This window comes from Desulfobacterales bacterium (assembly GCA_034003325.1).
In the GTDB taxonomy this organism is placed as follows: domain Bacteria; phylum Desulfobacterota; class Desulfobacteria; order Desulfobacterales; family JAFDDL01; genus JAVEYW01.
The window spans coordinates 96,158-112,471 of the sequence record JAVEYW010000010.1 but is presented as its reverse complement, the minus strand read 5'-3'; the positions used below and the strand labels follow the sequence as shown (position 1 = coordinate 112,471).

At 54.4% G+C, this 16,314-nt stretch carries 16 protein-coding genes; 4 read left to right on the top strand and 12 right to left on the bottom strand.

Annotated features, from left to right (window positions below):
* Window positions 1-391 precede the first annotated feature (391 nt).
* Window positions 392-3,538, top strand: coding sequence for a sigma-54 dependent transcriptional regulator (locus RBT11_12185; protein ID MDX9787533.1), 3,147 nt, complete (start codon window positions 392-394; stop codon window positions 3,536-3,538).
* Between the two features lie 63 nt (window positions 3,539-3,601).
* Here RBT11_12185 and RBT11_12180 read toward each other — a convergent pair whose 3' ends face one another.
* The 3 genes from RBT11_12180 to RBT11_12170 all read right to left on the bottom strand — a co-directional run bounded on the left by RBT11_12180 (window position 3,602) and on the right by RBT11_12170 (window position 6,840).
* Window positions 3,602-4,927 (bottom strand): acetyl ornithine aminotransferase family protein, encoded by a 1,326-nt coding sequence (locus RBT11_12180; protein MDX9787532.1) that lies wholly within the window; start codon window positions 4,925-4,927, stop codon window positions 3,602-3,604.
* A 104-nt stretch (window positions 4,928-5,031) separates the two neighbouring features.
* Window positions 5,032-5,940 (bottom strand): helix-turn-helix transcriptional regulator, encoded by a 909-nt coding sequence (locus RBT11_12175; protein MDX9787531.1) that lies wholly within the window; start codon window positions 5,938-5,940, stop codon window positions 5,032-5,034.
* Window positions 5,941-6,021: 81 nt separating this feature from the next.
* Entirely contained in the window at window positions 6,022-6,840 is an 819-nt protein-coding gene (locus RBT11_12170; GenBank protein MDX9787530.1) for an alpha/beta hydrolase, read from the bottom strand.
* Window positions 6,841-7,052: 212 nt separating this feature from the next.
* On the opposite strand from RBT11_12170, the gene RBT11_12165 reads away from it, so the two are divergent.
* Window positions 7,053-7,448 (top strand): pancreas/duodenum homeobox protein 1, encoded by a 396-nt coding sequence (locus tag RBT11_12165; GenBank protein ID MDX9787529.1) that lies wholly within the window; start codon window positions 7,053-7,055, stop codon window positions 7,446-7,448.
* Window positions 7,449-7,617: 169 nt separating this feature from the next.
* Here RBT11_12165 and RBT11_12160 read toward each other — a convergent pair whose 3' ends face one another.
* Both RBT11_12160 and RBT11_12155 read right to left on the bottom strand, forming a co-directional pair.
* Complete coding sequence (locus RBT11_12160; protein MDX9787528.1) at window positions 7,618-8,238, bottom strand: DsbA family oxidoreductase; 621 nt, start codon at window positions 8,236-8,238, stop codon at window positions 7,618-7,620.
* 73 nt (window positions 8,239-8,311) lie between these two features.
* On the bottom strand, window positions 8,312-9,499 hold the full coding sequence (locus RBT11_12155; GenBank protein MDX9787527.1) for a class I SAM-dependent methyltransferase: 1,188 nt from the start codon (window positions 9,497-9,499) through the stop codon (window positions 8,312-8,314).
* Between the two features lie 364 nt (window positions 9,500-9,863).
* On the opposite strand from RBT11_12155, the gene RBT11_12150 reads away from it, so the two are divergent.
* Both RBT11_12150 and RBT11_12145 read left to right on the top strand, forming a co-directional pair.
* The gene (locus tag RBT11_12150; protein MDX9787526.1) at window positions 9,864-10,472 is read left to right on the top strand and encodes a hypothetical protein; all 609 of its coding nucleotides are present in this window, start codon (window positions 9,864-9,866) and stop codon (window positions 10,470-10,472) included.
* A 20-nt stretch (window positions 10,473-10,492) separates the two neighbouring features.
* Window positions 10,493-10,903, top strand: a complete 411-nt coding sequence (locus RBT11_12145) for a pyridoxamine 5'-phosphate oxidase family protein (protein ID MDX9787525.1) — start codon at window positions 10,493-10,495, stop codon at window positions 10,901-10,903.
* Here the strand turns inward: RBT11_12145 and cobK are convergent.
* Genes cobK through cbiD form a run of 7 tightly spaced genes read right to left on the bottom strand, consistent with a single transcriptional unit; the run spans window position 10,900 to window position 16,307 of the window.
* Window positions 10,900-11,667, bottom strand: coding sequence for a precorrin-6A reductase (gene cobK / locus RBT11_12140; GenBank protein MDX9787524.1), 768 nt, complete (start codon window positions 11,665-11,667; stop codon window positions 10,900-10,902). The genes RBT11_12145 and cobK overlap by 4 nt on opposite strands.
* A complete protein-coding gene (gene cobJ / locus RBT11_12135; protein MDX9787523.1) occupies window positions 11,664-12,371 on the bottom strand; it encodes a precorrin-3B C(17)-methyltransferase in 708 nt (235 codons plus the stop codon). The genes cobK and cobJ overlap by 4 nt, the downstream gene beginning before the upstream one ends.
* 5 nt (window positions 12,372-12,376) lie before the next feature.
* Window positions 12,377-13,147: a cobalamin biosynthesis protein gene (locus tag RBT11_12130; protein ID MDX9787522.1), complete on the bottom strand. Its 771-nt coding sequence runs from the start codon at window positions 13,145-13,147 to the stop codon at window positions 12,377-12,379.
* Between the two features lies 1 nt (window position 13,148).
* The gene (cobM, locus tag RBT11_12125; protein MDX9787521.1) at window positions 13,149-13,898 is read right to left on the bottom strand and encodes a precorrin-4 C(11)-methyltransferase; all 750 of its coding nucleotides are present in this window, start codon (window positions 13,896-13,898) and stop codon (window positions 13,149-13,151) included.
* The gene (gene cobI, locus RBT11_12120) at window positions 13,895-14,623 is read right to left on the bottom strand and encodes a precorrin-2 C(20)-methyltransferase (GenBank protein ID MDX9787520.1); all 729 of its coding nucleotides are present in this window, start codon (window positions 14,621-14,623) and stop codon (window positions 13,895-13,897) included. The genes cobM and cobI overlap by 4 nt, the downstream gene beginning before the upstream one ends.
* Entirely contained in the window at window positions 14,620-15,255 is a 636-nt protein-coding gene (cbiE, locus tag RBT11_12115; protein ID MDX9787519.1) for a precorrin-6y C5,15-methyltransferase (decarboxylating) subunit CbiE, read from the bottom strand. Before cbiE ends, cobI begins: the two co-directional genes overlap by 4 nt.
* Window positions 15,246-16,307 carry a cobalt-precorrin-5B (C(1))-methyltransferase CbiD gene (gene cbiD, locus RBT11_12110; GenBank protein ID MDX9787518.1) on the bottom strand — a complete coding sequence of 354 codons (1,062 nt, stop codon included), beginning with the start codon at window positions 16,305-16,307 and terminating at the stop codon, window positions 15,246-15,248. The genes cbiE and cbiD overlap by 10 nt, the downstream gene beginning before the upstream one ends.
* Between the last annotated feature and the right edge of the window lie 7 nt (window positions 16,308-16,314).

Sequence of the window (16,314 nt, the reverse complement as noted above, 5' to 3'; positions counted from 1 at the left end):
AATTTGATTGCCCTGACCCAACAGGTTGTTTTGTGGTTCGGATTTCATTTGTTTGATTCGATCACTTGGTTATGGTTTAATATACAAAAGACGTGCCAACATCGCTTATAAATGCTTAACCTGATAGAAATGCAGTAAATTTATATGTTGTGCGGGTTAGCAGGCCCCCGTTGAAGAAAGCCGCATGTGACCGTTATCCGCCATATGAATGTTCATTACCCAACGCAATGATTTCTAAAATTCGATTTGTATTACGAACAATTCTCGGGTAGGCTTGAATCGGTATGCGGGGGGCTTAAGGGTTTACAGGGGCCGTACCGCTTTGTTTATATGCATTAAATGTCGGCATACCAACAGACATTGTCTTCTTTTTCGAAAAAGCGAAGGTGTTATGATGAATTCCGTACTTCCCGGGTTCTCTCAGGCGCAATGGAAATTCTTGGCTACCGTGGAAGCATTGGGGGGGATAGCGCCAATCGATGCCGTGGTGGAAATGGCCCCTTTGATGCCCAGCGAGCTGCTGGATCTTATTCGCCGTGCGGAACACAACGGCCTTCTTCAAAAAACGGCGAATGATTATTTCGGGCTTGCCCCGGACATTCCCTCCGATGTGCTGTCGAAGCTGCAATCTTTCAATTCACCGGACCGGGTTTCTGAGATATTCGTCCATCTCAAAGACACCGGCTGGCTCTCCCGGTTGAGCCAGCCAGCGATAATCCCCCTGCTGATGAAGGCAAATCGATTCGAAGAGGTTGTCACTATTCGACTGAATTTGACAAAAACCGCGATAGACCATCTGAATATGGAAGACGCCATCGCCAACCTGTCCCAGGTCATCAAATTCCATCTTAAGCACCCCGGCCATTCAGAAATTGAAAAGCGACTGATCGACCATGCGCTCACCGCTTCCAACCTTAGTGCCGCCATGGGGAAAGGGTTTACAGCGGTACAGCCGCTTTTAAGAAAACTGCTTCTGGTTTCCGAATCCTCTGGAGACCGGCGGTCTCACGCAATGATCCTGCTTCACCTGGGAAGACTTTATTATTTATCCTTTATGAATACGGAGTTCTTAAAAGCGTTTTCAGCCGGAAAGCAGATCGTCGATGAGTTGGGCGATGAAGATATTTTGTTCCAATCGGCAGAATTTGTAGGTCTTTATTATTTTGTGCAGGGCGACTTCAAACAAGCCATGATCCACTACGAAAGAGCTTCGGAATGGTCCCGATATACGGAAAACAAAATCATCAACCCATTTGCGCCTGTATTCTTCTGCCTGACCACCATGGCGCTGGGTCAATTTGCTCGTGCGTTCAATCTGATGGACATTTTTCATCGCATCGCCGTGCAAAAAAATCTACCGAGTGTGGCAACCACGCTGAGAGCCGTTCTGGGATATATGCTGCTGACCTTTCATAAGAACGAGGAAGCGTTGCACCATCTCACCATTGCGGAGACCGAAGGTACGCAGCAACATAACGAACTCGGGCTTTTTGCGGTCCGGCTTTTCAAGTCCTACTATCATTATTTAAAGGGGGATCTGCCGGAAGCCAGGGATTTACTCCTGAGCGCGTTAAGGGGGGCGGCGGTTGCCAGGATTATCAGTCCTTACGCCGTATTCCCCTGGGTTCTTGAAATGCTCTTTGAATTCGATAAACACCATATCGAAATTCCGGCTGAATATGGTTTTGATGGTTCCGTTCAACGGGTGAAGCAGGACCTCAATATTTGTCTTAAAGGGGTTCTGATGCGGCTGTTGGCAAAACGCGCGGCCGCAAATGGGGAATCAACTGAACAAATTAAAGGTTATCTGGAAAAAAGTCTGCATTTCCTGGTCCGTTCCGGCCCTGTCGTGCAATTGGCAAGGACGCAACTGGCGCTGGCCCGTTTTGAACTGACCTACGGGAATCGGGAAACTGCGTCGATGTATGCCCGGCAGGCATGGGACACCCTGCCCATCAACACCAAGCGGTTGTTTCCCGATGATCTTCAACACCTGATTGAAAATATCTCCAAGGGTCCGTTTTTAAAAAGTTTTCTATCACCTGAAATTATCTCAAATCGCTTTTCCGGCGCGATCGAAAAATTGATACCCGCCTTGGATCTGAAGGTGATTCTCCATCGACTCGTTTCAACCACCAACCGTTTTTTCAGCGCTGAACGGGGCGCTTTTTTCCTCTGGCACAAAAATGGGAAAATGGTGAATCTGGAGCTTGCGGCTGCGGTTAACTTGACGGAATTGGAAGTCAGATCCAGTAATTTTAATCCGAATATCAAAAAACTAACCAGTGCCATTCGCAGCGGTGAGCCCCTTATTACCGACTTGGTGTCCTTCCCCTCCAAAAAGAAAAGCTCCGCTGTGAACACGGCCGTTCTCTGCCTGCCGATTGACCTGGGAAATGACCTTAAAGGTGTTTTATACCACGACAACTCTTTTTTAAAGGACAGTTTTGATTATCTGGATTCCCACACACTGGCGCTCCTTAAAACCCACCTTCAAACCCTATCCCGTCAACTCTGGGACTTTTACAGCTCGGCCCAAAAAAAAATCCATCAGGCATCGGAAAAAGAAATCGAAACGGAATATACCCTGAAAGAACGAATCATTGGGGAAAGCCCGGAGATTCGGGACTTGCTGGAAAAGGCCAAGCGGATTGCCGATACGGATTCCCCCATCCTGATTCAGGGGGAAACCGGTGCGGGAAAGGAAATTCTGGCACGCTGGGCTCATATGCACAGCCCGCGACAGGGTGGCCCCTATGTCATTATTGATGCGACCACTATCTCTGAAAACCTGCTGGAAAGCGAGCTTTTCGGACACGAAAAAGGAGCCTTCACCGGCGCCGTGCATCAAAAAGCCGGGCGGGTTGAACTTGCCCACGGCGGCACGTTGTTTTTGGATGAGGTGGGAGAATTGCCGCTTTCAATGCAGGCAAAACTGCTTCGGGTGTTGGAGGAAAAGACCTTTGTCCGCGTCGGCGGAAGCCGCGTTCACCGGTGCGATTTCCGGTTGATCGCCGCCACCAACCGAGATCTTGAAAAGGAGGTACACGCCGGTCGATTTCGGGAAGATCTTTTTTACCGCTTGAACGTCCTTCCCATCCAAATTCCGCCGCTTCGGGAAAGAGGAGAAGATATTATTCTGTTGGCACGGCATTTTCTGAAGATGTATTGCAAACAGTTGAAACGGCCCCCGCTGAATATCGCACCTGAAAAGGTGGTGGCCTTGCGCGCCTATTCCTGGCCCGGGAACGTTCGGGAGCTGAAAAATGTAATCGAAAGGGGCACGCTGCTTTCAACGGGCAATCAGCTTGAATTGCAATTATCATCATTGCCTGCGGACCGGCAATCCTTTTCGGTCGGCGGCAAGCCCTCAATGGATGAATTACAGCGACGTTATATCCGCTATATTTTGAAAACCACCGATGGCCGAATCGGCGGCCCGGGCGGTGCGGCCGACATTCTTGAAATGAACAGAACCACCCTCTATTACCGAATGAAGCGGTTGGGCATGCCACTCACTCTGACACCCGGCGGTTAGAAAAGCCGTGTGGTTGAGAGTTTCGTATAATCAGAGAAGATGTCGGGAGGCCAAGCAGGTCGCTTAGTTGGCCATTTCACGAATGACCTCCTCCACGATGCTCAGGCATGTGTCAATTTCCTCGCTTGAGGCGGTCAGCGGCGGGCTGAAGCGAATGCTGTTGGCGCCGCAACCGAGCAGCAGCAGGCCTTTTTGAAATGCGGCCTGAATGATGTCCGCGCGCAATTGATTTGCCGGGGTTTTGGCTTGCCGGTCCTTGACGAGTTCAATGGCCGCCATCAGGCCCTTCCCCCGAACATCGCCGATACATTCATATTGATTCTGAAGCGTCCGCAGTCCGTTTATCAGTTGTTTGCCACGGGTTGCCGCGTTCTGAATGAGTTCTCTTTTCAGCAAATCAATGGTTACCATGGCCGCCGCGCAGGAAACCGGATTACCGCCGAAGGTGGAGGCATGGGAGCCCGTCTCCCAGTTCATGATGTCCGCGTGGGCCACCATGGCGCCCAGCGGCATGCCGGAAGCGATCCCCTTGGCCAGTGCGATAATATCCGGCACGACGCCGAAATGTGCCATGGCGAACATTTTTCCGGTTCGTCCCATGCCGCTTTGCACCTCATCGGCGACATAAAGAATGTCATATTTATCCGCAATTTTTTTCAATTCCTGGTGAAATTCGGGCGGCGGAACGATGTAACCGCCCTCGCCCTGAATCGGTTCAAGAAAGATGGCCGCGACCTCTTCCGGCGGAATGGTGGTTCTGAAAAGGGTGTCTTCGATCCATTGAACGCAGTAAATTCCGCAGCCCGGATAGCTCAGCCGGTAAGGGCAACGGTAGCAATACGCATACGGAATATGCGTGATACCGGGCACCAGGGGGTTGTAATTTTTTTTCTGAATGGTTTTGCTGGCGGTCAATGACAGCGCCCCCATGGTTCGGCCGTGAAAGGCGCCGTAAAAGGCGATATTCAGATTGCGCCGGGTATGCCATCTGGCAAGCTTGAAGGCCGCCTCCACGGCCTCGGCTCCGGAGTTGCCGAAATAAACCTTTTTAGGGCCTTTTCCCGGGACGAGCTTGGACAATCGTTCGGCCAACTGAATCTGGGGCGTATAATAAAAATCCGTCCCGGACATGTGCAACAGGTTATCGGCCTGGGCCTTAATGGCACTGACAACCTCGGGGTGGCAATGCCCGGTGGCGCAGACGGCGATACCGGCGGTAAAATCCAGGAACTCGTTGCCGTCCACATCGGTAATCCAGAGGCCTTTGGCCTGTTTGGCGACCAGCGGGTACATGCGGGTGTAAGAGGGGGAGACCACCGTGCGGTCTAATCGGATCCATTTTTCAGCGTTCGGGCCGGGTAAGCGAGTATGAATGGCCGGCTTTTTCATATTTTCTCCTGCGAGTGGAGGATGGCGGTTTTCCTGCGGGCTCTTTTTGTTTACTAAACGCGAATGAGCGGCAAGGTCAACGGGATTTAAAAGGACTCTTGCGCCTATGCTTGCGGATACACCATCTTGCCGCTGAGTTTGGTGTCGTAGCCATTATATTTCAGGGAAAGGTTCGCCAAATCCTTTTCATGGAGCAACCCGATAAAAAGCTGCACTCCCTGATCAAAGAACCTGTCCTTGGCGATCAGTAAATCATAGCGTTCCCATCGCAGCGGAATAAAATCCAGATTTAAAATGGATGCGACCGGACGAATAGCGGGGCCGGCGTCGATGCGCCCGGAAAGAATTTCAAGACCCACATCCATGTGACGGTGGCTGATGTTCTGATATCCTTTGACGGTATCCGTGTCGATACCGATTTTCTTAAATTCGTTGTCGATGAGCAATCGCGTGCCGGTGCCAAGGGGACGATTGATCATGGTCACATCGGGCCGTGCCAGATCCGCGACCCCCTCTATTTTTTTTGGATTCCCCTTTTGAACGAGAATCCCTTGCTCACGAAGACAAAAATTGACCACGGCCGGCATCTGTTCAAAGGTTTTGCCGGCAAAATCAAAATTATACTCTTTTTCGTTGTCCTGCATGAGATGGCTTGTGGCGATGTGGCAGCGGTTCTGCTTAAGCGCCATTAATCCGCCCATGCTGCCGATATTGCCGAATACAGCGAGGTGTTCCGGGTTTCGGCTGTTGAAATGGGAAATAAAGGCTTCAAGCAGCGGGTCATTGCTGCCGGCGATGATCAAGAGCCCATGATAAGGCGGCAGTTGTGGGGTCGGCTCCGGGTAATTGATGGTATTGGCTTCGATCCATTGTTCAACCAGATGTTTGGGGAAAAGCCATTTTCCCGTGATTTTGGTTGCGGGCAGCTTTTTATCGGAAATCAAAGTGTAAATCATTTTCTCATTTACATCCAGAAACTGTGCCGCTTCACGGGTGGACATAAGTTCTTTCATGAGGGATACCTCCGGTTATTACGCATGGTCGTTTGGTTTTTTTTAACAGAAATGCTCGAAGACCGCATTCCCGTACACTTTTTAAGGAATTCCTGCTTTTGCCAGAAAGCCGAGAAGGTCGCGGCGGAATTGCATTTCGTCCGGCGGGCAGTTGTTGTGGTTGCAACGATAGGTAATCAGGGTGCCTTGCTTTGCCGCGCCGGCAAGCCGGGTTGCGTGAGCATAGGGAATCATTTCGTCCTGATCGCCATGGACAATCAATACCGGCCGGTTGTATCTCGAAATCGCGGCCAGATTGTCAAAGGCATCGCGAATCAGAAAGGCGGGAACCAGATAGTTTGCGGCAAACGCCCGCGCACTTGTAAAGCCCGAAAGGATAACCATCGCTGCGGAAGGACGTTTACCCGAAAGATCACACACCGGCCCGCTTCCCAGGCTTCGGCCGAACAGCACAATTTTTTCCGGGTTGATATCCGGCCGTTGAACCAGCTTATCATAAGCGGCAAGAAAGGTGTCCGTAATGCTTTGCTGTGAGGGGGCGCCTTCCGAGCGGCCGTAACCCGGATATTCTACGAGCAGAAGGCCGATACCTTTACCGCTGAGCCAACCGAACTCATAGAGCAACCCGTCGATAAGCTCCGCATTTCCGTGCGCCATAACGATCGCGGGCGCCGTAGAACTCACGGTTCCGGCATCCGGGGGAATATACCAGGCTTCCATCGACCCGTGCCGGGTGGCGATTTGTATTTTTTCGATCTTCGATTCGAGTTCGGAATTGATTGCGATGGGTTGTACCAGCCCCCTGGGGTACATCACGCGGCGCTGAAAAAGAAAGAGTAACCCGCAATAAAGGACGTAAATAACAACGGCCCAGATAACCACGCGAACAATCGTCGGCATTCGGGTCTCCTCCTGGAATACGGGCTTATCGTGCTTTCATGCGTTTCGTTGTATCAAGAGTTCGAATATATGAAAAGCCTCAGTTAATAAATCCCATTTGTCGGAGTTTTGTATTGATTTTTAATTGGGACTGCCCTTAAATAAATTCAAGCCATAAAGACAGCATATCGTGGTGAATGCTTTAAACGAAGGCAACAAGGATTGAATCGGCAATGAGCAAAAACGACCACAACGCGCTTTTCACTCCCGAAACATTGGCATCCCTTTTTCCCGATGAAAAATCAGACCGGTTTTTTGATGCGCTTTTCGGCGATGCGTCCGAGGGCGCCTATGATATTCGCCTTTCTTTTATTGAGCATAATTGCAACAGCTTGCATTTTGAATTGCAACTCATTCAACGGCCCGGAAAGTGCCTCGGATGCCATTTGACCTATGGACTGCCCCAGGTTTTTTCCCGCCATCCGGTGATTGACATTAAAGGTCTTGTGGACGATATCGGAAAACTCGTCGAAGGCCGGTGTCAAATCGAAAAATGGCAGCTTGGCGCCACCCGGGAGCTTTCCCGCGAACTGCATGTTATTCCCCTGACGATCTATTTGACGGATTAGGGTTTGCACCCTAGCCAGCTTCAACGTATTCAACAACGATTCATCGTGTTTTTTTCACCTGCGGGCATGCCTTTGTGCAAATTTCATGAAACCAGCACAAAACGGCGGCATCTGAAACGTTGGCGCTTAACAAGGGCCGGTTCGAACGGCTTCGAAACCTTATCGGCTCTTATAACCTTTTGCCGGCCCCGTTGGTTTCTATAAATTTCGCCAAAACCTCGTAAGGTTTCGCCCCCACCAGTTTTTCCCCGTTTGCCACAAAGGTCGGCACCACCTGAATCTCTTTTTCCCGCGCAAGAGCCCAGTCCCGGTCCACAGCCGCCTTGAATGTTCTGTCCTCAAGAACTTGCGTGGCGGCTTCGACAGGAAGATTCACGGAAGCAGCCAAGTCCAGCAGCACCGGTATGTTTCCAATATTTTTTCCATCGACGAAATAGGCCCTGAAGGCGGCCGAGTGGAATTCCTCCCCTTTGTTTTGGGTTCCTGCCCAAAGCCCCAGCTCCTGAGCCAGGCGGCTGTTAAAGGTTTTGACCAAATCGCCAAAGGGCAGGCCGAGTTCCTCGGCCGTTTTGTGCAATTTTTGCATCATGTTGGGAATGTTGACCGGGCGACCGGCAAAAAGCTCGGTAATCAAGCTTCCCTCTTCGGGCGTTTCCGGATGAAGTGGAAAGGCCCGCCATTGCAAGGTGATATCGTATTCTTTGTGAAGCTTTTCGGTACTCACGGTAGCGAAATAGCACCACGCTCAGGTGTAATCGGAAAATATTTCAAGTAGTAATGGTGTCGCCATGTTTTGATCCTTATGGTGGTTGATGATGCTCACAGTCTATAACGAAGACACCTTGAAATGTCAAAAGTTCGATTCACGTCACGCGGCATATGAGACCTTTTAAATAGCTTGCTTCCGGAAAGTTGAGCGCGGTCGGGTGATCGCTTGCCTGATTCAGATATCGAAGAATTTGCGCTTCGCGGCCCGCATCCAGGGCGGCCCAGGCGATTGTTTTTATAAACAGATCAGGAGTCATGAGCCCGGAGCAGGAAAAGGTTATTAGAAAGCCTTCGGGCCGAAGCAGTTTAAAGGCCAGGAGATTAATGTCCTTATACCCTCGGGCGGCCTTTTCCAGGTGTTGCCGGGAGTCTGCGAATTTGGGCGGATCCAGAATGATGAGATCAAACAATCGGTTTTCTTCCCGAAAGGCGCGCAGCACGGTAAAGACATCGCCTTCGAGATAGGTTACGCCGGTTGCATCGGGCGAATTGAGGTTGATGTTTTTACGGGCCAAAGCCAGCGCGTCGCTTGATGAATCCACATTGACGACACGGATTGCCCCGGCGTTAAGGGCCGCCACGGCAAATCCACCGGTATACGAAAAACAGTTCAGAACCTCGGCTCCTTTGGCGTAGGGCGCGACAGCGGCCCGGTTGTCCCGCTGGTCAAGATAAAACCCGGTTTTGTGACCTTGCCGAATATCCACGAGAAATCGATATGCCCCCTCCCTGATTTCAACCAAGTCCGGCGGTTTTTGACCTGAAAGCAGTCCGATTTGCTTGGGCAGCCCCTCTTTTAATCGCACATCCGTATCGGATCGCTCAAAAATGCCGCGGTTGGGCACTAACCTATTTAAAGCGGAAACTATCGTGGTTTTCCAATATTCCGCGCCGGTCGTTAAAAACTGCCCGACGAGATAGTCGCCGCACCGGTCGATCATCACGCCCGGCAGCCCGTCCGACTCCGCATTGACGAGGCGATAGCCGGTATGCCCTTCTCGCACCAGGGTGGCACGGGCCCGAAGCGCCCTTTCCAGGCGACGGCTGAAAAACAGGGGAGTAATTTCTTCATCGGCCTCAAAGGTCCAGACCCGGACCCGTATTTTCGAAGTGGGAGAAAAGGCGCCTTTTCCGAGAAAAGCGCCGTCGGCAGCCCGAATATCCACTGTTTCACCCGCGGACGGGGGGTTGCCTCGGATATGTGCGATCGCGCCCGAAAATACCCACGGATGCCGTCGCAGCAGCGATTTTTCCCGCTTGGCCGCGAGGATGATCTCAGCCATGTTCAAACCTTTCGGATGATGTTTACGGTTATTTTTTTCGACCCTTAAAGGTTTTTTTGAAGAATAGCAACCGGCAAGGTATTCTCGGACAGGGCAATTGCATGTAACCCATAGCCCGCTTCAGCCTTGAGAAAAATCGGATTCCAGCTGCGGCAAACTCACGCGGAACGCGTTCAGACAGTGCCGCAGCTTCCATCCGATCCCCCTCAAGGCTTTCGCTCCCGGCAGTCCATTTGAATCCCATGGCGGCCTCATTTGATTCTATGATTGAATTTAACATTTCCGGGTGGTAACAATTCATGCACAAAAATGGTGAGTCGCTGCACGGCTCTCGGAATATAACGACGCAGGATGCCCATTCATCATGATCGATATCAGCGGCATAGCACCGGATCAGCCGGTCCGGATTATCATCGGGGCGGGAGATCAGCGCTGGCCCGGCTGGGTGGCCACTCACCGGGAGGAACTGGATTTGCTGAACCCGTCGGACTGGGTAAAGAGTTTTTATCTTCGCCGGGCAAATGCGTTCCTGTGTGAACATGTATGGGAACACCTGACGGAAGCGCAAGGCCGATTGGCCGCAAAAACCTGCTTTCGATGGTTGGCCCCCGGCGGCTACCTGCGATGCGCGGTGCCGGACGGCAACTTTCCCGATCCGGCGTACCGGCAAATAGCAAGACCGGGCGGCCCCGGCCCAAAGGAGCATCCGGCGGCGGATCATCAACTACTGTATGACTATGTTCTGTTTTCCGATGTCTTTGCGCAGGCCGGGTTTGACGTGGACCTGCTGGAGTACTGCGATGAGCAGGGCCGTTTTCATTACAACCAATGGTCGATCAAGGACGGGCCGATTTACCGGTCCTTGTTGATGGATCATCGGAATTCGGGCGGCAGCATCAACAATGTGTCTCTGATCGTCGATGCGAGAAAACCAATGTTATCGGATTGTTGTTCACTACTTAACTTTTCTTAACCTATGAGGAGGAAACGATTATGGCAAAAATGACCGAACGCATGATGGAAGTGTTTAACAAAGTTCCCACGGCGGTTCTTGCCACCGCCGCCGCGGACGGCACCCCCAATGCCGTGCCCGTGGGCGCGAAAAAAATTCTGAATGATGAAACCATTCTGATTTCCGATCAGTTTTTCGGCAAAACCCTCGCCAACATGAAAGCCAATCCCAACGTGGCCCTGACTTACTGGGAGGGGCATGAAGGCTACCAGATCAAGGGCACCGTCACCATCGAGACATCGGGAAAACGATTTGAGGAAACCGCCGCATGGATTGCAGACCTGGGCAACCGGGCCGGGTTTCCCTTAACATCAAAGGGTGCGGTGATATTAAATATCTCTGAAATCTACGGTGTTGCGCCCGGACCTGGGGCCGGGAAAAAATTGGCTTAGCAGCCCGGAAAGATGGTTTGAATGGCTTTCAGGAGAGCGGCGATGGAGGGGTAGCCTGCCTGGGGGCGAGCCGGGCGTCGAATCACCACCACCCGGCACTTGGATGTTTGAGCGGCGATGATTTTGGTCCGAACCCCGCCGGCGTCGCCGCTATCCTTGGTTACCAAAACGCCGATATGATGCCTCATGATCAGTGAGGCATTCTCCGTTACGGAAAAAGGGCCGTTGGCGCAGACGATCTCTTCCGTGGTCAGGCCTGCGCGGCGGCATTCGGCCAGGGAGGACGGATGATTCAACACGCGGGCCACAAGCGGTATTCCCTGTTGCCGGGCGGCTGAAACGTAGGGGGAAAGGTTGCGAACCCCGATGGTCAACAGCACGGGGTGCCTGAACGAGCAGGCCAGAGCCGCCGCTTCCGCGTGATTTTCCGCCCGGAAAATGCCGTCGAATGACGCCCCGATGGTGCTTGGGCGATCAAAGGCCACATAGGGAATTCCCGTTTGTCGGCAGGCATGCCAGGCATTGACGCTTGTCGCGGCGGCATAGGGATGTGTCGCATCGACCACGGCGCAAATTCCCCGCGTGCAAATCAATTCCGCAAGTCCTTCCGCATTCAGCATCCCGGTTCGCCGCAACAAGCGGGCCGGCAGCCTGCCGCGGGGAGGCATTTCAGTCGCCGTCGAGAGCAGCACGTTAAAGCCCACTTTCAAAAGCGCGCGAGCGATGGGAACGGCCTCGGTGGTTCCTCCTATCAGCAATATCACAGCGTGTACCCCCGGGGTGTCACAAACCAGCCGTCAATGTGTTGTGAATGGGTGTTGCCGATAATCACCATACTTCGCATGGTGATTTCGAGCGACAAGAGGTTTTCCAGGGTGGTGATTTCGATACGTGCTTCCGGCAGGCCAACGGCCGTTCCAACGCCAGCGGGTGTCGTGGCCGGTCGATTGCGAAGAAAAATCGCCACGGCTTCTTCTATCTGGTGGATTCGTTTATTGGAACGCGGGTTATAAAGCGCCGTCACCAGATCGGCGGCGGCGACGGCTTCCAAACGATGCCGAATCATGTCCCAGGGCACCAATAAATCGCTGAGGCTGATCACCGCATAATCGAGCATGAGTGGTGCGCCCATGGCGGCGGCTGCGGCGTTGGCAGCAGAAACACCGGGAATAATTTCGATCGTCAGCCCGGGTGCGATGCGATGCGCCATTTCGATGGATAGCCCTGCCATGCCGTATACACCCGAATCACCCGAAGAAATCAGGGCCACGATTTCCCCATCATAAGCGCGCTCAATGGCGGCCCGGCACCGCGCTTCTTCCCGGGTCATGCCGGTAGCGATCCGTTCCTTGCCGTCAATCAGGTCTGCGATGTTGGAAAGGTAAGGGGAATACCCCACCACCACGCGGCTTTGGGCGATCGCGGTTTCGGCGCGGTGCGTGCGATCGGCCGCGTCTCCTGGACCGATGCCGACTACAAAGAGTTTTCCCGGGCAAGGGCCACGGTCACCCCGTTTCGTATCATTTTGGGTAGTATTAATGCCGTCCTCCTTCCTGCCAGCAGTGCCGAGGGTTCGGCCACTGCAGGTAAATTGACTTTTTTTTTCGCAAGGGGCGTGGGTGTAAATTCCAGCCGGCAGGCTCGAATCTGCGCTGATGGAATCAGCCGAAGCGGAATGCCGAGATCCAGGGCCGCCTGAATCAATCCGGGCTCCTGAGCCTTGATATCGGCGGTGGCGAGAAAGCGCACCTCTTTTTCCGTTGCCCCTGCTTCATGGAGCGCCCAACGAACCGCTTCGGTAATGGCTCGGGCGGCGCAATGCCTGCGGCACCCGATGCCGACAATGATGGTTCGGGCCGCTTCAGAGGTCGTGGTGATCACCGGTTCGGCGCCGAGAATATTGGCTATTCTCACGCAAAGGTCGTTGGCGCCGCCTTCATGACCGCTTAGAAGACTGACGGCGTATCTTGCGAGCACATCCACCACGACCACCGGCGGATCCGAAAACTTGCTCTGAAGATGCGGCCCCACGGCCCTTACCATCACGCCGCAGGGCCCGATAAAAACCATTCCGTCGGTCGTTGAAAAAAGTGCGCAGACAAGTTCCGCAACGCGCGTAAAGGATGCGGCAGGTCGCACCTCCGCAACCGTTTCATGAAAATGCAGTCTGCTCGCCGGCATACTTGCCGCGAGGGTGCGCGCCACCTCGGCGCCGATGGGTGAAAGGGTGATGATATCCGGCATGTTACTTTCCATCCCCGCGATAGCCGTGAGCAAAATCGGGCGCGTAGAGACGCGACCTGGCTCCCTGCGGCTCCCGCCGAACCATAAAGAGCGCTGTTTTGGTGATGCCGGCTGCGGTCACTTTCTCCGCGATGTCGGCAAGCGTGCCCCGGACAATTTGCTCATCCGGCCACGAGGCGTGATAGACCACCGCGGCCGGGCAATTTTTACCGTAATACCCGGTGAGCATTTTCGCAAACCGCTCAATATCATGGATGGACAGAAAGAGGCATAGTGTGGCGCCGGTTTCGGCGAATCGCTCGAGGGTTTCCGAGGCCGGCACGGGCGTCCGCCCTGGCGTTCGGGTGAGCACGATGCTTTGTGTCATTTCCGGAATGGTCAGCTCCCAGCAAAGGGCGGCTGCGGCCGCCTGAAAGGCGCTTATCCCCGGAACCACCTCGCAGGCGATGCCGTGACGTTGCAAGTCGCTTATCTGCTCGCCGATGGCGCTATAGAGGGTGGGGTCACCCGTGTGAAGCCGCACGACATCCATCTCTCTTTGCTGGGCTTCTCGCATCAAGTCGATCACCTGCGCGTGGGTGAGTCCCGCGGAATCATGCATTTCGGCCGACGGCGGCAAAAGGCCGATAATCGCCGGACTGACCAGGGAGCCCGCGTAGATGCAAATTCGGGACGTTCGCAAGAGCCGTTCGGCTTTCCGGGTCAACAGGTCGGGGTCTCCCGGTCCGGCGCCGACAAAATAAACTTTCATTCAGAATCCTCCATTCCCGGTTTGGTCAGAATGATGGAAAGGTAACCGGTTTGCGCGTTGCGTCCCCGCAGCTTTCGAAGGTCCGTTTCCACATGTTCTTCCGGCATGCCGACATGGGCGGCAAACACACCTGTTTCTAACGCGTTATGCGCTTCGAGCAGATCGAGCACCGCATCGAGCCGACGGCCGACCTTCATGATGACCACTGTGCCGCTTCGGTTCAGCGCATGTTTAAGGTCCGTCAAATCGTCTGCGGCCGGAATGATGGTGACGGGCTGCTTGCCTTCGCCCACCGCAAATTCGGTGGCGGCGGCTGCGGCGCTGAACGCGGCAACACCGGGAATGGTCACGATGCGCGCTTCGGGCGCGATAGTTCGCAACGATCGGACAAGATAGATGTAGGTGGAATAAAGGAAGGTGTCGCCCAGCGTCGGGAAACAGACATCTTCTCCCTGGGCCAGTAACGATGCGACACAGGCGGCGGACTCTCCCCACCGGGCTTGAAGCGTCTCCTGGTGCGTCACCATGGGAAAGACCCTTTCATGAATTATAGCAGCTGGGTGAAGATGCTTTTGAATAATGCGAAGCGCCACACTGTCGGCGGATTGTGATGCCTTGGGTACCACGACATGGCGGCATCGGGAAAGCAGCGCTGCCCCCTTAACCGTAATCAGGTCCGGATCTCCCGGGCCGATGCCAATGCCGTAAAGTGTTCCTGTTGTCATATGTCCATATCCTTTTTCAGAAGCAGCACGATGGTTCGGGTGGAGATCTCGAGCCGGCGGAACGCCGCGGCCGGAACCCGGTAAATCTTTTCACTTTGAAGGGTCAAGTCCTCGCACACGACCAGGGTGCGCGTGTTCCCAAAGGCCTCCGCCAAGTCGGCAATCCAATCCTTCGCGTGCCGGTGTCCCGCGAGAATCACAATTGCGTTGAAGGCGGCCAGGTCCGCCGCCGTCGCATCGGGAATGCTGGTGTGAGCGGAGAGAATCCGGGCGTCGCGCCAATCAAGTCCCAGACGCGCAAAGGCCAGTTGAACCGAACTGACGCCGGGAATCACGTCACAGGTGTCTCGTCCCAACCGGCGAAGCAGTGATCCCGCCAGGCTGCAGAGTCCGGGATCACCGCTTACCAGGACCGCGATGGCCGCATGGGGACGCCGAGCAGCAATGACCGCTATCAAGCCGTCAATGTCGGCCTCAAAGGTAATTTTTTCATGGGCCGGCGTGGCAAAGAGAGTCAGCAACCGGGGCGCTCCCACTAGAACCTCGGCCCCCGCGATAGCTTGCCTGCCTGCCACGGTCAAATATTCCGGAGCGCCGGGGCCGCATCCCACAATCGTTAGCTTTACCGCCATGGTTTCATGTCTCCATAGGTTCCGAGTATATCGCCCGCCATATTCACCAGCGCCACGGAGAATTGAATTTCGCCCGCAGCCTTTGCTGAGGCGGCATGGGCGATGGCAGTGCTCACGGCCTCGGCTAGCCGGTGTTGTTCGGTGGCTTTCCGTGCGGCAAAGAGCCCTTCAGTGGTTTTGTGCCCTTCGAGATTCGGCATATTCAGCAACTTGCCGATTCGCCGGACAAGGTCAAGGGGAGGCCCTGAGCGAGAGGAATGGGTGTCCCATTGACCGTCCGCCAGCTTGGCGAGCTTTCCCGGGTGCCCCCAGAGAAGGGCGTGGGTAAAGGGATGGCGGGCAAGGCGCGCCAGCACGAACCCCCATTCATTGCCCACTTCGATCAGTTGCTCGGCGGCAAGGGCAAGATGGTTGCGCGCCGAGCGCTCTCCGATATGCCCCGGCACCAGCACGGGGGCGTTTACCCCGGCTGCCCCTGCGACATTCAGCTCGCAATCGATCGAGCAGGTCAATGCCTTGCAGCTAAACGGCCTGACCCTGCCCGTGGTGCCGAGAACCGAGAGCCCATTGACAATGCCGAGCCGCGGATTGTAGGTCTTCAGGGCCATTTCACGGCCCCCCGGAATGGAAAGGGTGATTCGAACCGGCCGGTCGGTAACTTCCCGAAGGGCGGCCCGAATCATGGCCTTGGGACCGGGGGTGATGGCGGGCTCTCCGGGCGGAATGCTTAGCCCCTTTTTGGTGACGGTGCCGATGCCCTCACCCGCGATAAACGTGATGTCGCCGCTTTTGTCCCAGTCGACATGGGCGATCACCAGCGCGCCATGCGTGATATCCGGATCATCTCCCGCGTCTTTGAGCACACCCGCTTCCCCGCCGCCGTCCTTTGGCCGCACAAAGGAAATGGGCAGGGAGTGGCGTTCGCCGTTGGGAAAGGGAATGTCTATTTCTTCCGCGGGGTCCGGGTGCCCCATCAGGCCGCACAACGCGGCCTTGCCCGCGGCTGCGGCGCAGGCTCCCGTGGTGAATCCCCATCTTAATTCCTTCTTCATGATCGAC

What these genes read in the sequence shown, in the direction of transcription:
- cbiD (MDX9787518.1), bottom strand. Translation starts at nt 16,307, where the DNA reads ATGAAGAAGGAATTAAGATGGGGATTCACCACGGGAGCCTGCGCCGCA.
- RBT11_12180 (MDX9787532.1), bottom strand. Translation starts at nt 4,927, where the DNA reads ATGAAAAAGCCGGCCATTCATACTCGCTTACCCGGCCCGAACGCTGAA.
- RBT11_12185 (MDX9787533.1), top strand. Translation starts at nt 392, where the DNA reads ATGATGAATTCCGTACTTCCCGGGTTCTCTCAGGCGCAATGGAAATTC.
- RBT11_12170 (MDX9787530.1), bottom strand. Translation starts at nt 6,840, where the DNA reads ATGCCGACGATTGTTCGCGTGGTTATCTGGGCCGTTGTTATTTACGTC.
- cobI (MDX9787520.1), bottom strand. Translation starts at nt 14,623, where the DNA reads ATGACAACAGGAACACTTTACGGCATTGGCATCGGCCCGGGAGATCCG.
- RBT11_12155 (MDX9787527.1), bottom strand. Translation starts at nt 9,499, where the DNA reads ATGGCTGAGATCATCCTCGCGGCCAAGCGGGAAAAATCGCTGCTGCGA.
- RBT11_12145 (MDX9787525.1), top strand. Translation starts at nt 10,493, where the DNA reads ATGGCAAAAATGACCGAACGCATGATGGAAGTGTTTAACAAAGTTCCC.
- RBT11_12150 (MDX9787526.1), top strand. Translation starts at nt 9,864, where the DNA reads ATGATCGATATCAGCGGCATAGCACCGGATCAGCCGGTCCGGATTATC.
- cobM (MDX9787521.1), bottom strand. Translation starts at nt 13,898, where the DNA reads ATGAAAGTTTATTTTGTCGGCGCCGGACCGGGAGACCCCGACCTGTTG.
- RBT11_12130 (MDX9787522.1), bottom strand. Translation starts at nt 13,147, where the DNA reads ATGCCGGATATCATCACCCTTTCACCCATCGGCGCCGAGGTGGCGCGC.
- RBT11_12165 (MDX9787529.1), top strand. Translation starts at nt 7,053, where the DNA reads ATGAGCAAAAACGACCACAACGCGCTTTTCACTCCCGAAACATTGGCA.
- RBT11_12175 (MDX9787531.1), bottom strand. Translation starts at nt 5,940, where the DNA reads ATGAAAGAACTTATGTCCACCCGTGAAGCGGCACAGTTTCTGGATGTA.
- cbiE (MDX9787519.1), bottom strand. Translation starts at nt 15,255, where the DNA reads ATGGCGGTAAAGCTAACGATTGTGGGATGCGGCCCCGGCGCTCCGGAA.